Annotated in this window: 23 protein-coding genes; 7 read left to right on the forward strand and 16 right to left on the reverse strand. The window is 37.1% G+C overall.

What is annotated here, in order from left to right; translation table 11 throughout:
- Nucleotides 1–25: 25 nt before the first annotated feature.
- From BN1243_RS06830 to BN1243_RS22835, 3 genes are all read left to right on the forward strand, one after another.
- Complete coding sequence (locus BN1243_RS06830) at nt 26–1,006, forward strand: metal-dependent hydrolase (RefSeq protein ID WP_062105452.1); 981 nt, start codon at nt 26–28, stop codon at nt 1,004–1,006.
- 149 nt (nt 1,007–1,155) lie between these two features.
- Nucleotides 1,156–1,320 (forward strand): small, acid-soluble spore protein K, encoded by a 165-nt coding sequence (locus BN1243_RS06835; protein ID WP_062105453.1) that lies wholly within the window; start codon nt 1,156–1,158, stop codon nt 1,318–1,320.
- Nucleotides 1,321–1,370: 50 nt separating this feature from the next.
- Nucleotides 1,371–1,508 carry a YpzG family protein gene (locus BN1243_RS22835; protein ID WP_268258080.1) on the forward strand — a complete coding sequence of 46 codons (138 nt, stop codon included), beginning with the start codon at nt 1,371–1,373 and terminating at the stop codon, nt 1,506–1,508.
- A gap of 41 nt (nt 1,509–1,549) precedes the next feature.
- Here the strand turns inward: BN1243_RS22835 and BN1243_RS06840 are convergent, their stop codons facing one another.
- On the reverse strand, nt 1,550–1,864 hold the full coding sequence (locus tag BN1243_RS06840; protein WP_062105454.1) for a YfhH family protein: 315 nt from the start codon (nt 1,862–1,864) through the stop codon (nt 1,550–1,552).
- 15 nt (nt 1,865–1,879) lie between these two features.
- Entirely contained in the window at nt 1,880–2,674 is a 795-nt protein-coding gene (gene recX, locus BN1243_RS06845; protein WP_062105455.1) for a recombination regulator RecX, read from the reverse strand.
- Nucleotides 2,675–2,782: 108 nt separating this feature from the next.
- Between recX and BN1243_RS21585 the strand changes: the two genes are divergently transcribed.
- Both BN1243_RS21585 and BN1243_RS21355 read left to right on the forward strand, forming a co-directional pair.
- Nucleotides 2,783–2,914: a YfhE family protein gene (locus BN1243_RS21585; protein WP_084781837.1), complete on the forward strand. Its 132-nt coding sequence runs from the start codon at nt 2,783–2,785 to the stop codon at nt 2,912–2,914.
- A 69-nt stretch (nt 2,915–2,983) separates the two neighbouring features.
- Complete coding sequence (locus BN1243_RS21355; protein ID WP_069201771.1) at nt 2,984–3,160, forward strand: YfhD family protein; 177 nt, start codon at nt 2,984–2,986, stop codon at nt 3,158–3,160.
- 251 nt (nt 3,161–3,411) lie between these two features.
- On the opposite strand, the gene BN1243_RS06850 is transcribed toward BN1243_RS21355, so the two are convergent.
- The 6 genes from BN1243_RS06850 to BN1243_RS06875 all read right to left on the reverse strand — a co-directional run bounded on the left by BN1243_RS06850 (nt 3,412) and on the right by BN1243_RS06875 (nt 8,212).
- Nucleotides 3,412–4,221, reverse strand: coding sequence for an MBL fold metallo-hydrolase (locus BN1243_RS06850; RefSeq protein ID WP_062105456.1), 810 nt, complete (start codon nt 4,219–4,221; stop codon nt 3,412–3,414).
- A gap of 28 nt (nt 4,222–4,249) precedes the next feature.
- Entirely contained in the window at nt 4,250–5,698 is a 1,449-nt protein-coding gene (locus BN1243_RS06855; protein ID WP_195892077.1) for an arylsulfatase, read from the reverse strand.
- 20 nt (nt 5,699–5,718) lie between these two features.
- The gene (locus tag BN1243_RS06860) at nt 5,719–6,336 is read right to left on the reverse strand and encodes an NUDIX hydrolase (protein ID WP_062105458.1); all 618 of its coding nucleotides are present in this window, start codon (nt 6,334–6,336) and stop codon (nt 5,719–5,721) included.
- 195 nt (nt 6,337–6,531) lie between these two features.
- Nucleotides 6,532–7,032 carry a DoxX family protein gene (locus tag BN1243_RS06865; protein ID WP_062105459.1) on the reverse strand — a complete coding sequence of 167 codons (501 nt, stop codon included), beginning with the start codon at nt 7,030–7,032 and terminating at the stop codon, nt 6,532–6,534.
- Nucleotides 7,033–7,135: 103 nt separating this feature from the next.
- Nucleotides 7,136–7,642, reverse strand: coding sequence for a DoxX family protein (locus tag BN1243_RS06870; RefSeq protein WP_062105460.1), 507 nt, complete (start codon nt 7,640–7,642; stop codon nt 7,136–7,138).
- 201 nt (nt 7,643–7,843) lie between these two features.
- A complete protein-coding gene (locus tag BN1243_RS06875) occupies nt 7,844–8,212 on the reverse strand; it encodes a DUF488 domain-containing protein (RefSeq protein ID WP_062105461.1) in 369 nt (122 codons plus the stop codon).
- A gap of 87 nt (nt 8,213–8,299) precedes the next feature.
- Here BN1243_RS06875 and BN1243_RS21995 point away from each other — a divergent pair, with 87 nt between their 5' ends.
- On the forward strand, nt 8,300–8,470 hold the full coding sequence (locus BN1243_RS21995) for a hypothetical protein (RefSeq protein WP_154669813.1): 171 nt from the start codon (nt 8,300–8,302) through the stop codon (nt 8,468–8,470).
- A gap of 76 nt (nt 8,471–8,546) precedes the next feature.
- Here the strand turns inward: BN1243_RS21995 and cydC (BN1243_RS06880) are convergent, their stop codons facing one another.
- The 4 genes from cydC (BN1243_RS06880) to BN1243_RS06895 all read right to left on the reverse strand — a co-directional run bounded on the left by cydC (BN1243_RS06880) (nt 8,547) and on the right by BN1243_RS06895 (nt 11,695).
- Nucleotides 8,547–9,953 carry a thiol reductant ABC exporter subunit CydC gene (gene cydC, locus BN1243_RS06880; protein WP_062105462.1) on the reverse strand — a complete coding sequence of 469 codons (1,407 nt, stop codon included), beginning with the start codon at nt 9,951–9,953 and terminating at the stop codon, nt 8,547–8,549.
- A 61-nt stretch (nt 9,954–10,014) separates the two neighbouring features.
- Complete coding sequence (locus BN1243_RS06885) at nt 10,015–10,515, reverse strand: DoxX family protein (RefSeq protein ID WP_062105459.1); 501 nt, start codon at nt 10,513–10,515, stop codon at nt 10,015–10,017.
- Between the two features lie 103 nt (nt 10,516–10,618).
- Nucleotides 10,619–11,125 (reverse strand): DoxX family protein, encoded by a 507-nt coding sequence (locus tag BN1243_RS06890; RefSeq protein WP_062105460.1) that lies wholly within the window; start codon nt 11,123–11,125, stop codon nt 10,619–10,621.
- Nucleotides 11,126–11,326: 201 nt separating this feature from the next.
- Nucleotides 11,327–11,695, reverse strand: a complete 369-nt coding sequence (locus BN1243_RS06895) for a DUF488 domain-containing protein (protein ID WP_062105461.1) — start codon at nt 11,693–11,695, stop codon at nt 11,327–11,329.
- A gap of 87 nt (nt 11,696–11,782) precedes the next feature.
- Between BN1243_RS06895 and BN1243_RS22000 the strand changes: the two genes are divergently transcribed.
- On the forward strand, nt 11,783–11,953 hold the full coding sequence (locus BN1243_RS22000; RefSeq protein WP_154669813.1) for a hypothetical protein: 171 nt from the start codon (nt 11,783–11,785) through the stop codon (nt 11,951–11,953).
- 76 nt (nt 11,954–12,029) lie between these two features.
- Here the strand turns inward: BN1243_RS22000 and cydC (BN1243_RS06900) are convergent, their stop codons facing one another.
- The 4 genes from cydC (BN1243_RS06900) to BN1243_RS06915 form a co-directional block, all read right to left on the reverse strand.
- Nucleotides 12,030–13,751 (reverse strand): thiol reductant ABC exporter subunit CydC, encoded by a 1,722-nt coding sequence (gene cydC, locus BN1243_RS06900; protein ID WP_062110458.1) that lies wholly within the window; start codon nt 13,749–13,751, stop codon nt 12,030–12,032.
- Nucleotides 13,738–15,477 (reverse strand): thiol reductant ABC exporter subunit CydD, encoded by a 1,740-nt coding sequence (gene cydD, locus BN1243_RS06905; RefSeq protein WP_062110456.1) that lies wholly within the window; start codon nt 15,475–15,477, stop codon nt 13,738–13,740. The genes cydC (BN1243_RS06900) and cydD overlap by 14 nt, the downstream gene beginning before the upstream one ends.
- Nucleotides 15,477–16,490, reverse strand: a complete 1,014-nt coding sequence (cydB, locus tag BN1243_RS06910; protein WP_062105463.1) for a cytochrome d ubiquinol oxidase subunit II — start codon at nt 16,488–16,490, stop codon at nt 15,477–15,479. The genes cydD and cydB overlap by 1 nt, the downstream gene beginning before the upstream one ends.
- Nucleotides 16,477–16,927 (reverse strand): cytochrome ubiquinol oxidase subunit I (locus BN1243_RS06915; protein WP_195892078.1); only part of this gene is annotated, 451 nt, incomplete at its 5' end. The genes cydB and BN1243_RS06915, both read right to left, overlap by 14 nt.

The raw sequence follows: 16,927 nt of genomic DNA on the forward strand, positions 1-16,927 counted from the left end.
CATCCTTTCCTAAGGAGGATCTCAATTGGATACAGCCACACACATAGCTATGGGTGTTGCGATTGGCGGACTTGCCACACTTGATCCAGTTGTTGCAGAAAACACGATCAATACTCACAGCGTTTTTGTGGCAGCCATCATTGGATCGCAAATACCCGATATTGATACTTTTTTAAAATTACGGAATAACGCAGTATATATTAGAAATCATCGGGGCGTCACCCATTCTATACCAGCCGTATTGCTTTGGCCTATCATAGTAACGATCATTGTAGGACTCTTTTTTCCTGAAGCTAATTTTTTCCATCTATGGCTCTGGTCTTTTATTGCTGTTTTTTTACATGTGTTTGTGGACATTTTTAATGCCTACGGGACCCAAGCACTCCGTCCTTTTTCTGCGAGATGGGTCGCACTAGGAGTCATTAATACATTTGACCCCATTTTATTTGGCCTTCATTTGTTAGGTATTATGATTTGGTTGTTTGGGGCTCAACCAGGATATACATTCCTTACAATGTACATCGTTGCCATCTTCTATTATTTACTTAGATTTACAATGCAACGAACAGTGCGTTTTGAAGTACTAAAAGTTATACCCGATGCAAAAGAAATTATTATTTCACCGACTATGCATTTCAACCAATGGCGCTTAGCTATTATATCAGATGACTACTTTTATGTTGGTCGTGCTAATAGACGTGTAATTACCATTTTTGATCAATACAAAAGAATTCCTGTACCAGAAACGCCGATTATTGAAGCAGCTAAAAAGGATAAAAATGTATCAGCTTTTTTATCTTTCTCCCCTGTTTATCGCTGGGAAGTTAAAGAACTTGATGACTATCATGTAGTTAGGTTTATTGATCTAAGATATCGTAGTAATGGTCACTATCCATTTGTAGCTGTCGTCCATATCGATCATGATTTAGAGATACGCTCTTCCTATACAGGATGGATTTTTAGTGAAGATAAACTTAGAAAAAAATTAAATGTCGTCATCGATTAAACATCCTGTTCTCGGAGCTAACCTCTAGTACATTTAGCAGCCTTCCAAAGTTTTGGAAAGGCTGTTTTTTTATCCACACTCATATTCTTCTGCAAACAATCCATACTATAAATGAGCGAATTTCATTTCGCTTATAAGGAGGTTGTCCAATGCGAAATAAAGCGAAAGACTTCCCATATGGAAACGACAGTAAATTTAACGGAGAACCCCGTGCAAAATCGGAATATTCCCCAATGAGGCCCAATGGCACGATTAACACCCATCCCCAAGAAAGAATGCGTGCCTCTGGTGCAAGAAAAAGAAACGGAAACTAATATCATTTTGGGAGGATGATTTCCACATGACTAAAGACCAAAATTCTCATATGAACCGGAACCTTTCTCCATTCAATCGCGGATTTTATAATCCAAAAAGGATGGATTCCCAAGTCAATGGACATACACAATTATCCCAAAACGATATTATCCTTCAACGCGGTGGTATTACACGACAAATGAGATAGTTATGGGGGCGGGATTTTTCCCGCCTTTCATTTATTCGAAATTATTTTAGCAACGAAATCGGTAACGCCTCTTCCTCACCTGAACCATTTAATCGGTATCCCCAAGCAAAAACGCCTTTCATGTAATCAACTTTAAAATAGGTGCCTGGCGCTCCTTTTACTGCATAAATTTCACCTGATTTAAAATCAGCGGGATTAAGCAAATAGGCTTCTGCCATCACCGCTTTTCGTTCCATTACAGCAAATTCATTTACAATGCCAAGTTGCTCCGCTTTTCTTGCTTTTTCTTTTAATTGAGCAATTTCTTCCTTCAATTCAAAGTCGCTCATCTCACTATATTTTTTTCCGTTTTCCATTTACAAAACTCCTACCTATTCTCTTTTTTCATCTATGTAGCGATTAATTAAATCAAGTTCGAACCCTTTACGGAATAGCGCCTGCTTTATTTTCTGCTGGTATTCAGATTCTGGTAAATGATTATACTTGCGATAAAGCTTTTCGGCCTGTTGGAATAGAGATTGCCACTCCTCATCTTCATCTTTTTCAAATTGAATTTCTTCTAGCGCAATGTTAATCACCGAATATGGAAAGCCTTTTGTTATTAAAAACTGCTCTAACTTTTGTTTCAATATTCTTTCTGACAAATGCATATTTTTCCCGGCGAGTTTATCCCCTAATTTAATAGCATGCTCTACTTGTTGTTCTTCTGAATAAAGTGCTATTGATTGTTCAATAAATGATTCAGTAATCCCTTTTTGCACCAATTCTTGCCTGATGCTTTGCGGACCTTTCTTTCCAGAACTTATTTGAGTTCGTACATACGCCTTAGCAAACTCTAGATCATCTGTATACTCACGTTCTTTCAATGTTTGTAAAACCGTTTGAATAACTGACTCATTCCACTCTTTTTTTTGCAAATGTTGACGTATTTCCAATTGAGAGCGCATTCGGAATGACAAAAATTGAATTGCGTTATTATAGGCCTTTCTGATCTCATCCTCATATTGAATTTGCGTGAGATCCAATTCCGATAATTCCTGTCCTTTTTTAAGAGAATAACGAATTAGAACTCCTTCATCTACACTAAAAGCATAAACTTCATCTAGAAAAATATTATAGCGATCAGTACGATTTTTTTGAACAGAAATTTTTGTGATGATTGGCATTTACATCACCCTTTCTTGCCTCTATTTTATCACAGATTGTTCTATGTATGTTTCTGTCTGTTTAGGCAAAAAATGTAATGAAAGTAAATTTAAAGGGAGCTGATTTCTATGAGTAAAAATAAGAAGAACGAAACGAAAAGCACCTTATCAACAACCCAAGAAGTACTATATGCAAAAGAATTCAAACGTGCAGATAAAGCAGGAGGATATACTGACTACCTACGAAAAGGCAAGGGTTAAATTTCAAGAAATTGAACAAGCTATTGGGGTAACACACTTAGCTATATAGCAAAAAAGGAGGCAAAAAAAATGGGACGCGATGATCGAAATAAAAAGCGCGATAAAAATAAGCAAAAACTACCACAGGTACCGAAAAATATGAAATCCGATGGCAATGATGTAGAATTTTCCCAGGAAATAGCCGACCAACATGATCTGGAAGCAATGAGAAGAGCAGACGCTGCCGATAAACGGGCTAAGCACTAAAAAGCATTTGTCCATAAGGGCTTTTACTTCTTAATCTCTACTAAATGTCTCTGAGCACGGTTTGAAGGTGGATTTTCGCGTTTGAACATCACTGCTCAGAGACAGATTTTTGTGAATTTCATTTTTTTCTGAGCCTTTTCAAAACACCTTCCTTAAATCACTCTTCCAATACAAAAATTGCCAGTTTGAAGTTTGGCTATAAAAAAGCTGTTCAGAAAATCAGTACGTACTGACTTCCAAACAGCCATTTTTTATATTTCGATTATCATGCCATCATAGGAAACTTCAATTCCGGCTGGTTCCAACAAATTTTGTAAAGCTTGATGGGACAAATTAATATTGTGCGAAAAATGGGTTGCGATTACTTTAGAAGTTGGATTAATTATACTCTTATCGGTAAATATCGCTTTAATTTCCTTGACTGCGTCAATATCCATATGATTTCTTCTGCCTTGTATTAAGCCATTCGTACAGTCTAGTATAGCAATATCTAATTGCTTGTCCTCTAAAAAACTCCATGTTGGCTCGGGAAACCAACCTGTATCATGGCCATATAATAATCGTTTATTTCCTTTTTCAATATAAAAAAGTAGACATGTTTCCATCGGATTATGATCGGCTGGCAAAGGCGTTACTTGATAATCACCAATTTGAACTTTTTCAAATGGTTGAATTCGATGGAGTTTAAACGATTCCTTAGAAGCTGCTAATACATTTTGACATTTCGCCATCACAACATCATTCCCATAAATATTCAAAGGGTATTGAATGGCATGCGCAAATATCGGCGTTCTCATCCTTATATCTTCTGGATGAAAATGGTCGTGATGTGTATGAGTAAACAAAAGATGTTCTATGCTACCTAGATCAAGATTATGAGTTAAAACATGATGGAAAGTATCAGGAGGAAAATCGATTTTTAGAAAGTCATCAATAATCGCCGATGTTCTTGTCCGAATATCTTTCCCCCCAAGTTCTCTGGCACGATTACAAGAATCGCATTTACAAAATACTGCTGGGTATCCTTCCGCTGCGGCAGTACCAAGTAATTGTATTTTCAAAAGAAAATCTCCCCTTCAAAATGTATGACTACACATTCTTTAAAATAGTCTGTGCCGATTTTCCAACGATTAACTTAGTTCCATCTGTATATCCTTCTTCTCTACCTTCAAGTTCTTCGATTAAAGTCTTTCTTAATTCTGCTACTTTCTCGGAAACTTCCTGATCTTGAATTAGATTTTTCAGTTCATACGGATCTTTTTCCAAATCAAAATATTGTTCTTCCCCTGATTGAGAATACCAAATATATTTCTCTTTACCATTTGCAATATAATGATGGGATAGTGATCCGTAGGCGTGTTCACCATGGATATATTCCCGCCATTCTAATTCTTGACCTTGTGCAAGTGGAATAACACTTTCCCCTTCAACAGTGTCAGGAATTGATACTTTACCTGCATCTAAAATAGTCGGCATTATATCTCTAAGTTCCACTACTTTATCACAAGTTTCCCCCCTTCTTAGACCTAACTGGTTACCTGGATCAGCAAGGATAAACGGAACTTTTGCACTGCCTTCATAAGCCAATGCTTTTCTTAATAAATTATGATCTCCTAATAGCTCACCATGATCAGAGACAAATAGAAAAACGGTATTATAATATAATTGATATTCAATCAACGTTTGCATAAAGCGGCCAATTTGATCATCAATATGATTAATCAGTGCATAATAAGCCGCACGTGCTCTTTTGAGTCGTTGTTTTGGAACCTTGCCCCCACCTGTTGTTGGCAACAGCCCTTCTCCTGTTGGATCATCTCCACTAGCCCAATCACCTATTACCGGTTCGTCTATATCGAGGCTCATATAATAATCAAAATAAGCTTGCGGTGGATCAAATGGCGGGTGTGGTCGTACGAATGACATTTTTAAGAAAAACGGTTTTCTTGGATCTCTCCGCCTTAGAAAATCAATCGATTGTGTAACAACCCAATTAGTAGGATGGTATTCTTCAGGCAAATGCCATGGACGGCTGACAGCTGATGCATTGCAATCTAAACCGAGATCGGATAAATCGCGGTGGCCTCCTAACCGTTCCCGAAGCCATGGTAAATAATCATCTGTCTGGTCAAAAGATTCATGAACAGGAGTATTCTTCATTCGATTATGATGTAAGTATCCATCATGTAAAACAACATTATGAAAACCACATAAATTTCGGGTTGGATAGACATGCATTTTGCCGATACATTGTGTGTGGTATCCAGCCCTACTCATCTCTTCTGGAAGCATATGTGGATAATCCCAGTGTACCCGTTCCTGATAGCCAACACGACCATGTGATCGTTGCGACATTCCAGTCATTACAGCTGCTCGAGCAGGTACACATGTTGGTGTCGCAGTATAAGCATTTGTAAATCTAACTCCATCATGGGCAAGCTGATCAATATTAGGTGTTTCTACTACCGGATGACCGGCAACACTTAAACAATCAAATCGCATTTGATCGACCATGATCATGACAACATTTGGTTTCATTATGTAAAATCTCCTTTTCCTTAATCAAAAACAGTTTCTTTTTCAGGATCCCTTAAAAATTCAAATAAACATTGGATTTGTGATTCCGTGTTGCGATTTTTTGATAAAGGAGGTAATTCCTTTTCCGCAAAAAAGCGGACATCACTCGTCTCAACTCCACTTAAACCTTGTCCTCCGATAATTTCACATTCAATAAAAATTTTATAGTAATGATACGGTTGCGGTGGATGCGGATGTTGATTAGCATCAAACAGGGCAAGTAATTTTTTTGTTTGAGTTATGTACCCAGCTTCCTCTTGTATCTCTTTCACAATGTTTTCGGCAGGTGAAAGCCCAATATCACAAAAACCACCTGGCAACGCCCATTTATCGTCGTTTTTTTCTTTCACCATTAATATCTTTTCTTCGCGAAAGATAACTCCTCTTACATCAATTTTCGGAGTTTGATAACCTGTTTCATTTGCAAATAAATCTATGACCTTCTCCATCTTCATGTCTGTATACTCTGTCATGATTTCAACACTAATTTTTCTAAGTTCTTCAAAACGCTCAATATCGTAAATATCTTTTGAAAAAGCGAGTCCTGCCTGTGATAGCGCTTGAATTCTTCTCGCCCATTCTAACCATTTTTGACTCATTTACAACATCCTTTACTCACCGTCTCCTTAATCTTTTTCGATGATCTTTTTAAAAACCCTTTTATTTCGTCAAATTTTACAAACGAAAATAGCAATAAACAAGAATCTATCCAAAAAATCATTAATTTGGACATCTTCTTGTTTGTCTCTTGTATTGAATTTCTATTTCTTTTTTAAGTTTTCGAAACTTTTTTATCAAACAGCCTCATGCACATGATTAATCATCTTTTTCCTTTTTACTTTTTCATAAATATTCGGGAATAAAAAACGGTCGAGACTATAGTGAATGGTTTCATTTTTAAAGATTATTAGAAAAATAGCTAGAGCTAAAAGTGTAGGATTTGTACTAAAGGCACCCGATAGGTAAAAATTCGTATTCATAAAGGCACCACCTACAAGTGCAGGTAAAGTAAGGGCTCCAACAATTAAACCAAAACCAACAAGCATTTCACCCCACGGTACTAGGACATTAATCACTTTAACATTAGGTAAAATAATCGAATCAAGTATGGCCGCGTACCAAGTTCGAAACGGAAAAACTCCGTTATAGATTTTATTAATCGAATCGGTAAGATAGCCTGTTGCATCAAATGCTCCAAATTTATGCCAACCTGCATTTAGCCATTGAAGGCCAAGCCATACTCTAAATATAGTGAAGATCACAGCTGATAATTGGCGATAAATTCTCTTAGGCATGATCACTTCCTCCTTAATTGAATAAGCGTAAATAGTCAGTACTTCATTTATTTCTTTTAAAAAACGGGAAAGTATTTTTCTACTTTCCCGTTTATCATGTTAATTAATGAGCTCCTGCTCCACGAATTTTCTTAAAGAAATTCGTGTTTTTAAAGTTTTTAATAGTATTCAATGTTACGAAGTGATCCACTCCATAGTAGACTGTTCCTTTGTGTACGAATAGGAGAATAACTGCGATAGCTAGTAAAGTCGGATTTGTGCTGATCGTTCCTGCAAGCAAGAAGTTCAAGTTCATGAAAGCTCCGGCAATTAAAGCTGGTACTGTTAACGCTCCGACGATAAGTCCAAGTCCTACTAGAATTTCACCAACTGGGATTAGGAAGTTAATAATTCCTACGTTTGGAAGGGCAAAGTTTTCTAAGAATGCTGCATACCAGCCTTGAACGATTGGAGCTTCTCCGCCAGCTTTGGCGATCGCCCCTTGTAAAAAGCCACCTGCATCAAATGCACCTAATTTATGCCAACCAGCTTCTAACCATTGAACACCTAACCATATTCTTAAAGCAGCCCAAACAATTGCTACCCAACGATTTTCATACCATTTATTCATTTCACTCACTCCTTATAATGTAAAAGTTTTTGTGAAATCATTCACATGATTTATTAAAAAAATATTAGTGCGCTTAGGGGATGAATTCATCTTTTGTTTTATTGTGAATTATTTCACTAACTTTCTATATCTTAACTATACAATGGTTTTTTACATACCGCAATAGGTTTGGAGCAGTTGTCAAAAAGTCGCCATATTTAACTATTTCCCTAGTTGCTCCAACAATTTCTCTTTTAAAACAACGGCATTATTGTATTTTTCGTCTTTAGCTGCAAATAACAGAGTTATCTTATTCTCTTTAGCAAGTTCGCAAAGTTTTTCAAATTCTTGCCTTTTCTTATTATCATTCTTCATTTCCTCTATATATTTGGCTTTGAACTCTGCAAATCGTTCAGGCTTATGGCCAAACCATTTTCTTAACTCTGTGCTAGGCGCAATGGATTTAAGCCAAGTATCTAACTTAGCATCTTCTTTTTTTATCCCGCGTGGCCATACCCTATCCACTAATACTCGAGTGCCATCATTTTGATTGTATGGTTCATAAATTCTTTTAACTATAATGTCCCGCATCTGTCTCACCTCTATTTAAGAATTCATCATATTTTACCTAAAATTTGGGACAATAAACAAGTAACCATTCGAAAGGGGTTGTAACTCGTGAAAAGAGAAGGTAAAAAGAAGACATTAGTTGACCCTGTAAAAATGCTAATTCGAGCAAACTACAATAATTTAGAACCAGGAGATTCCTTGGACAAGCACCGTGCTATCGAGACAACTAATATTGATCTTGCCGAGGAGGAAATTAACCAGCAAAATGAAAATTTATAAGGAGCAATACTCTTTAAAACAGCGCTTTGAACCTTTTTAAAGGAGTCACCAAGACTTTCTCTTGGTGACTGCTACACTATAGTTCTCCACAATCCATTAAATACAACTCACGATATCGCTGACTATCCGCCATTAATTCCTCATGTGTACCACACATAGCAATCTGACCTTCATCTAAGAAAATGATTTGATCCATTTGCTCCATCCCCATTAAATGGTGGGTAATCATGATCATCGTTTTTCCCTTTAACCCAGCAAACACTGTTTTTAATAGACCCCCTTCCGTCACCGGATCTAGACCAACAGTAGGTTCATCAAGAATGACTATCGGCGTATTTTTCAATAAAATACGTGCTAATGCAATTCGCTGTCTTTCTCCCCCAGAAAAGCGCTGACCTGTCTCCTCCATTTGCGTATTGATTCCCTTGGGTAAAGAAAAGATGTAATCATCCAGCTTCACTTGTTTAATGACTCGATCAATCTCTTCCTCTGTTGCCTCACTTTTCCCAAGTCGAATATTATTTCCAACTGTAGTCGCAAATAAATAAGGTTTTTGGTTCAAAACACTTATCACGTCATATATCTGATCCCCAAATTGTTCAGGAGCATGTTCTCCGATTTCAATTTTTCCTTCAGAAGGAGGCAGAACACCTAATAGTAATTGTAGAAGAGTAGATTTCCCAGCACCGCTCTTTCCTAATATTGCTACCTTGCTACCATATGGTATTTGTAGAGACATGTTTTTTATTGCCTCAGCCTGATCTTCCGTATAACGATAAGAAATATTTTGGATTGAAATATTTGGTTGTTGTGGTATTAAAATCTTTTCTTTCATTACTTCAGGCTTTATCTCAATGTTTTCAATTCTTTGTAGAGATTCTTGATACGAAGGCAGCTTTTCCACCGCTTCAGAAACGGGCATGAGCCCTTCCATGATAGGGAATATGACTAATGTAAAAGCGGCAATATACGTTGGGATTATTTCTCCGTTTCCTGCAGCCATTCCTGCCCAAACTCCAACAAATATGAGAATCAATCCTGTGATAACTTGCAATTGAAAAGTACGTGTGTGGTTCCAAGCGGCTATTTTTTTTTCAACTTGATGACTATCCCTACTTTGTTCCATAAATTTTTGAACATATGACTTAGTTCTTCCGCTAATAATCCAGTCACTTAAGCCAAATAAAGTATCTGTCCATGATTGATACAAATATTTTCTTTTTTCTTTTAGTTCTATCTGCCTCTTTTTCAAAAAATAGAGTGATAACAAGGGATAGACAAAAACAACTAACCCTAAGCAAATAGCGATCCAAATCGCAAACTTCCAATCAAATAAAGCAAAGGTTACGACTGAAAACACAAAGATAAATATGGCGGTCACNTTTTTCGATGATCTTTTTAAAAACCCTTTTATTTCGTCAAATTTTACAAACGAAAATAGCAATAAACAAGAATCTATCCAAAAAATCATTAATTTGGACATCTTCTTGTTTGTCTCTTGTATTGAATTTCTATTTCTTTTTTAAGTTTTCGAAACTTTTTTATCAAACAGCCTCATGCACATGATTAATCATCTTTTTCCTTTTTACTTTTTCATAAATATTCGGGAATAAAAAACGGTCGAGACTATAGTGAATGGTTTCATTTTTAAAGATTATTAGAAAAATAGCTAGAGCTAAAAGTGTAGGATTTGTACTAAAGGCACCCGATAGGTAAAAATTCGTATTCATAAAGGCACCACCTACAAGTGCAGGTAAAGTAAGGGCTCCAACAATTAAACCAAAACCAACAAGCATTTCACCCCACGGTACTAGGACATTAATCACTTTAACATTAGGTAAAATAATCGAATCAAGTATGGCCGCGTACCAAGTTCGAAACGGAAAAACTCCGTTATAGATTTTATTAATCGAATCGGTAAGATAGCCTGTTGCATCAAATGCTCCAAATTTATGCCAACCTGCATTTAGCCATTGAAGGCCAAGCCATACTCTAAATATAGTGAAGATCACAGCTGATAATTGGCGATAAATTCTCTTAGGCATGATCACTTCCTCCTTAATTGAATAAGCGTAAATAGTCAGTACTTCATTTATTTCTTTTAAAAAACGGGAAAGTATTTTTCTACTTTCCCGTTTATCATGTTAATTAATGAGCTCCTGCTCCACGAATTTTCTTAAAGAAATTCGTGTTTTTAAAGTTTTTAATAGTATTCAATGTTACGAAGTGATCCACTCCATAGTAGACTGTTCCTTTGTGTACGAATAGGAGAATAACTGCGATAGCTAGTAAAGTCGGGTTTGTGCTGATCGTTCCTGCAAGCAAGAAGTTCAAGTTCATGAAAGCTCCGGCAATTAAAGCTGGTACTGTTAACGCTCCGACGATAAGTCCAAGTCCTACTAGAATTTCACCAACTGGGATTAGGAAGTTAATAATTCCTACGTTTGGAAGGGCAAAGTTTTCTAAGAATGCTGCATACCAGCCTTGAACGATTGGAGCTTCTCCGCCAGCTTTGGCGATCGCCCCCTGTAAAAAGCCACCTGCATCAAATGCACCTAATTTATGCCAACCAGCTTCTAACCATTGAACACCTAACCATATTCTTAAAGCAGCCCAAACAATTGCTACCCAACGATTTTCATACCATTTATTCATTTCACTCACTCCTTATAATGTAAAAGTTTTTGTGAAATCATTCACATGATTTATTAAAAAAATATTAGTGCGCTTAGGGGATGAATTCATCTTTTGTTTTATTGTGAATTATTTCACTAACTTTCTATATCTTAACTATACAATGGTTTTTTACATACCGCAATAGGTTTGGAGCAGTTGTCAAAAAGTCGCCATATTTAACTATTTCCCTAGTTGCTCCAACAATTTCTCTTTTAAAACAACGGCATTATTGTATTTTTCGTCTTTAGCTGCAAATAACAGAGTTATCTTATTCTCTTTAGCAAGTTCGCAAAGTTTTTCAAATTCTTGCCTTTTCTTATTATCATTCTTCATTTCCTCTATATATTTGGCTTTGAACTCTGCAAATCGTTCAGGCTTATGGCCAAACCATTTTCTTAACTCTGTGCTAGGCGCAATGGATTTAAGCCAAGTATCTAACTTAGCATCTTCTTTTTTTATCCCGCGTGGCCATACCCTATCCACTAATACTCGAGTGCCATCATTTTGATTGTATGGTTCATAAATTCTTTTAACTATAATGTCCCGCATCTGTCTCACCTCTATTTAAGAATTCATCATATTTTACCTAAAATTTGGGACAATAAACAAGTAACCATTCGAAAGGGGTTGTAACTCGTGAAAAGAGAAGGTAAAAAGAAGACATTAGTTGACCCTGTAAAAATGCTAATTCGAGCAAACTACAATAATTTAGAACCAGGAGATTCCTTGGACAAGCACCGTGCTATCGAGACAACTAATATTGATCTTGCCGAGGAGGAAATTAACCAGCAAAATGAAAATTTATAAGGAGCAATACTCTTTAAAACAGCGCTTTGAACCTTTTTAAAGGAGTCACCAAGACTTTCTCTTGGTGACTGCTACACTATAGTTCTCCACAATCCATTAAATACAACTCACGATATCGCTGACTATCCGCCATTAATTCCTCATGTGTACCACACATAGCAATCTGACCTTCATCTAAGAAAATGATTTGATCCATTTGCTCCATCCCCATTAAATGGTGGGTAATCATGATCATCGTTTTTCCCTTTAACCCAGCAAACACTGTTTTTAATAGACCCCCTTCCGTCACCGGATCTAGACCAACAGTAGGTTCATCAAGAATGACTATCGGCGTATTTTTCAATAAAATACGTGCTAATGCAATTCGCTGTCTTTCTCCCCCAGAAAAGCGCTGACCTGTCTCCTCCATTTGCGTATTGATTCCCTTGGGTAAAGAAAAGATGTAATCATCCAGCTTCACTTGTTTAATGACTCGATCAATCTCTTCCTCTGTTGCCTCACTTTTCCCAAGTCGAATATTATTTCCAACTGTAGTCGCAAATAAATAAGGTTTTTGGTTCAAAACACTTATCACGTCATATATCTGATCCCCAAATTGTTCAGGAGCATGTTCTCCGATTTCAATTTTTCCTTCAGAAGGAGGCAGAACACCTAATAGTAATTGTAGAAGAGTAGATTTCCCAGCACCGCTCTTTCCTAATATTGCTACCTTGCTACCATATGGTATTTGTAGAGACATGTTTTTTATTGCCTCAGCCTGATCTTCCGTATAACGATAAGAAATATTTTGGATTGAAATATTTGGTTGTTGTGGTATTAAAATCTTTTCTTTCATTACTTCAGGCTTTATCTCAATGTTTTCAATTCTTTGTAGAGATTCTTGATACGAAGGCAGCTTTTCCACCGCTTCAGAAACGGGCATGAGCCCTTCCATGATAGGGAATATGACTAATGTAAAAGCGGCAATATACGTTGGGATTATTTCTCCGTTTCCTGCAGCCATTCCTGCCCAAACTCCAACAAATATGAGAATCAATCCTGTGATAACTTGCAATTGAAAAGTACGTGTGTGGTTCCAAGCGGCTATTTTTTTTTCAACTTGATGACTATCCCTACTTTGTTCCATAAATTTTTGAACATATGACTTAGTTCTTCCGCTAATAATCCAGTCACTTAAGCCAAATAAAGTATCTGTCCATGATTGATACAAATATTTTCTTTTTTCTTTTAGTTCTATCTGCCTCTTTTTCAAAAAATAGAGTGATAACAAGGGATAGACAAAAACAACTAACCCTAAGCAAATAGCGATCCAAATCGCAAACTTCCAATCAAATAAAGCAAAGGTTACGACTGAAAACACAAAGATAAATATGGCGGTCACAGTTGGAAATATCGTTCGAATGTAGGCATCTTGCAAATGCTCAATGTCGTCAGCTAATGTCCCAAGTAAATCACCTGTTTGAAAACGTGAGCGAATGAACAGTGCTTGAGGTTCAAGCATGTTGTATAGTTTAACCCGCATATCAGCTAAAATTTTCAAGACGGTATTATGTCCAAATAGACGTTCCAAATAACGAGTAACTGCTTTTGAAATTCCAAAAGCTCTAACACCTACAATTGGGACATATAAAAGTAAAATCGTAGCTGGCATTTCTGATGCTCTCGTAATTAAGTAACCAGAAGTAAAAGTGAGCATCGAGGACACTAATATAGTGAGGACGCCTAACAGAACAGTAGCTACAACAAACCACTTGTACTGCTTCAGATAGGGCTGGATATATTTTTTAAATAACCTCATCATTTTGAATCCCCCCTCTGTGCGCTTCCACCAACCGTGAATACGAGTCATTCCCCTTGCAAAGTTCTTCATGCGTTCCTATCTCAACAATCTTCCCTTGATCTAAAACGATAATCAGATCCATGTTTTTCATCCAATGAAGACGATGAGTCGCAAAAAAGACTAATTTTCCTTCCATTAAAGATAAAATCGTCTTCTTTAGTTCATGCTCTGTTTCGATATCTAAATGAGCTGTTGGTTCATCAAAGAGCGTGACTGGGCGATTTTGCAGTAAGCCACGTGCCAAAGCAACTCGCTGTTCTTCTCCGCCACTTAGCTCACGGCCACCTTGCCCAATTTTTTCATTTAACCCATTTGGTAAACTTTCAATTAAATTTGCTAAACCAGCTCTTTCAGCAGCTTGTTTAATTTTCTCGATCGGCTGATCTGGCGCGTACCAAGCAATATTTTCTGCAATCGTTCCAGAGAAAATATAAGGATGCTGAGGAATATACGTGACCTGTTTTTGCCAATGTGGAGTTGAAAAGTGCGGCTCGCTTACTTCATTCACTTGAATATCTCCACTTGTTGGTTTTGTAAAACCAGATAAGATATCGATTAACGTAGATTTACCAGCACCAGATGTTCCGACAATCCCGATCTTTTTAAAACCAGATACTTCGAATTGAATATCTTTTAGTAAGAAACGATCTTCTTCATTTGAATATTGATCTAGCCCTTTCACAACAAGCTTACTTTTTTCATTCCATAAAGCTGTATTCTCTTCATATACAGAATCTTCATCGCTCTCCTTCGCAAGCACTTCGTGAATTTTCTCCCCGGCCTCCTTGCCATCCATCGTCGCATGATAATCATTCCCAAGTTCTCGGATAGGCAGAAAATATTCGGGTGCTAATATGAGAATAAGCAAAGCAGGAGCAAGATCAATATTTCCATTAATTAAACGTAACCCTAGCTCCACCGCAACAATCGCAACAGAAAGACTTGAAAAAAAGTCTAATGAAAATGTCGATAAGAATGCGACACGAAGTGTTCGATTCGTTGCAATGCGGTATTTGTTACTAACAACTCCGATTGCCTCTTGATGACCTTTACTCTTACCAAGAAATTTTAGTGTAACAAGCCCTCGCAATGAATCAACGAAATGACGTGAAAGTAGTTGGTATGTCGCCCATTGTGCATCCATTTGTTTTTGTGCGGCAAGTCCCAATAAGATTAAAAAGATGATCATTACTGGCAGAACCACTGCCAAAATAATAGCAGATGAAAAATCGATTATCGCTATATACACCAATAAAGCAAGTGGGATACAAGCCATTGCAATCGCCCTTGGAATAAATAAGCGTAAATAAGTTCGGAAGTTTGGAATCCCTTCCAGACACAATGTAATCATATTACCCGATCCTTCTTGCCCTACAATCCGAGGACCAAGTTGGAATGTTTTTTCAATTAGACGTTGCTGAAAATCAAGTGAAGTCTGATCAGCAAAGCGATAAGCCCACTTCTCTTTTAGCCACTGTAAAAAGTGCCGAGCGATCAAAGCTCCCAAAAAACATAAAAAGGAAGAGAGGACCGCATTCCAAGCAGTCCCCTTATACATTTTTACAATTGCATCTGACAAATAAATCGCCTGAACAATGATGGCAATCGCCTGAGTGACAGTCAACATACCCACGATTAATATTAACTTTTTACTACCCTTATAATGGAGAAGTTGTTTATCCATCAATGTTCTAAATGCTCCTTATGTGAAACTCGCTTCCGGAAAATATAGTAGCTCCAAATCGTATACCCAAGTACTATTGGCACCAGCGTTAATGCAACAATGGACATTATTTTTAATGAATATTGACCAGATGCGGCACTGTATACTGTAATGTTATTGATCATATCCGTTGAACTGATCATGACATTTGGAAAGAGCGCAATAAAGAATGAGGAAGTGACCAATATCAAAATCAATCCTGTCACAGTAAAACTGTAACCTTCCTTTTTGTTACGCAATAATGGGAATAGCAACAAATACAATGCAATAGCAACACCATATAACGGATAAAGAACATAGCCCTTTTCCGAAAAAGCATCTGTGTAAACCATCGTTAAGAGCGTAAATAAAACAACGACAGCTCCACCTGCTAAATATATTTTCAGAGCAGCTGCACGCGCTCTTTCTCTTAATGGGCCTGTTACTTTTAAACTGACAAACATTAGCCCATGCAAATAAGCTAGCATGACAAATGCAATTCCACCGACAACCGTATAGACGTTAACGAAGTCAAAGAAACCTGCATGCATATTCATGTTCTCATCAATTGGAAGTCCTTTTATTAAACTTGAAAATAAAACACCGAGTAAAAATGGCGGTAAAATACTTCCTAGAAAAATAGCCCAATCCCAAACTTTTGTCCAAGCTTTCGAATCGACCTTTCCTCTAAACTCAAAACTAACTCCTCTTGCAATTAGAGCAAGTAAAAGAATGACGAATGGCAAATAATATCCGCTGAAAAGTGTTGCATACCAGTGTGGAAATGCAGCAAACATTGCACCACCTGCTGTAATTAACCATACTTCATTCGCATCCCAAAATGGTCCGATTGAATTAATAAGCATCCGCTTTTCCAACTCATTTTTTGCTAGAAACTTTGTGCTCATACCGACACCAAAGTCGAATCCTTCCAAAAAGACGAAACCGACAAACAAAACAGCAACGAGAATGAACCATAACTCACTTAGCTGCATTTTGAACCCCTCCTACATCAAAAGGATCTGACGTTGTTACATCCTCTTTCGGCTTTTCATGAGGACCTTGTTTAATAACCCGGATAAAGAGATACACCATGACAACTGCTAATGCAGTATAAATTAATGAAAAAGAAATTAGCGAGAATAATATTTGACCTGCGCTAACATTTGGAGAAACCGCATCTTCTGTTAGCATCAATCCATTTACGACCCAAGGTTGCCGGCCAATTTCGGACATTATCCAGCCAAATGAGTTTCCGATAAACGGAAAGAAAATTATAGGAATCAGCAATTTCAAATAAAGAGTACTGTCAACAAGTTTCTTACGCCACAATAGGAATAAACCTAGTGCACTTGCGAAAATAAGCAAGCCACCAGTTCCCGCCATTATTCGGAAGCTCCAAAACGTTGTTTTCACTGGCGGGATATAATTT

This window comes from Bacillus niameyensis (assembly GCF_001375535.1).
GTDB lineage: Bacteria > Bacillota > Bacilli > Bacillales > Bacillaceae_C > Lederbergia > Lederbergia niameyensis.

Coding starts and splice junctions, on each gene's coding strand:
- BN1243_RS06875 (WP_062105461.1), bottom strand. CDS start 8,212: ATGCGGGACATTATAGTTAAAAGAATTTATGAACCATACAATCAAAAT.
- BN1243_RS06855 (WP_195892077.1), bottom strand. CDS start 5,698: ATGAAACCAAATGTTGTCATGATCATGGTCGATCAAATGCGATTTGAT.
- cydB (WP_062105463.1), bottom strand. CDS start 16,490: ATGCAGCTAAGTGAGTTATGGTTCATTCTCGTTGCTGTTTTGTTTGTC.
- cydC (WP_062110458.1), bottom strand. CDS start 13,751: ATGAGGTTATTTAAAAAATATATCCAGCCCTATCTGAAGCAGTACAAG.
- cydD (WP_062110456.1), bottom strand. CDS start 15,477: ATGGATAAACAACTTCTCCATTATAAGGGTAGTAAAAAGTTAATATTA.
- BN1243_RS06835 (WP_062105453.1), top strand. CDS start 1,156: ATGCGAAATAAAGCGAAAGACTTCCCATATGGAAACGACAGTAAATTT.
- BN1243_RS06870 (WP_062105460.1), bottom strand. CDS start 7,642: ATGAATAAATGGTATGAAAATCGTTGGGTAGCAATTGTTTGGGCTGCT.
- BN1243_RS21585 (WP_084781837.1), top strand. CDS start 2,783: ATGAGTAAAAATAAGAAGAACGAAACGAAAAGCACCTTATCAACAACC.
- recX (WP_062105455.1), bottom strand. CDS start 2,674: ATGCCAATCATCACAAAAATTTCTGTTCAAAAAAATCGTACTGATCGC.
- BN1243_RS06865 (WP_062105459.1), bottom strand. CDS start 7,032: ATGCCTAAGAGAATTTATCGCCAATTATCAGCTGTGATCTTCACTATA.
- BN1243_RS22835 (WP_268258080.1), top strand. CDS start 1,371: ATGAACCGGAACCTTTCTCCATTCAATCGCGGATTTTATAATCCAAAA.
- BN1243_RS21355 (WP_069201771.1), top strand. CDS start 2,984: ATGGGACGCGATGATCGAAATAAAAAGCGCGATAAAAATAAGCAAAAA.
- BN1243_RS06885 (WP_062105459.1), bottom strand. CDS start 10,515: ATGCCTAAGAGAATTTATCGCCAATTATCAGCTGTGATCTTCACTATA.
- BN1243_RS06895 (WP_062105461.1), bottom strand. CDS start 11,695: ATGCGGGACATTATAGTTAAAAGAATTTATGAACCATACAATCAAAAT.
- BN1243_RS06890 (WP_062105460.1), bottom strand. CDS start 11,125: ATGAATAAATGGTATGAAAATCGTTGGGTAGCAATTGTTTGGGCTGCT.
- BN1243_RS06860 (WP_062105458.1), bottom strand. CDS start 6,336: ATGAGTCAAAAATGGTTAGAATGGGCGAGAAGAATTCAAGCGCTATCA.
- BN1243_RS06840 (WP_062105454.1), bottom strand. CDS start 1,864: ATGGAAAACGGAAAAAAATATAGTGAGATGAGCGACTTTGAATTGAAG.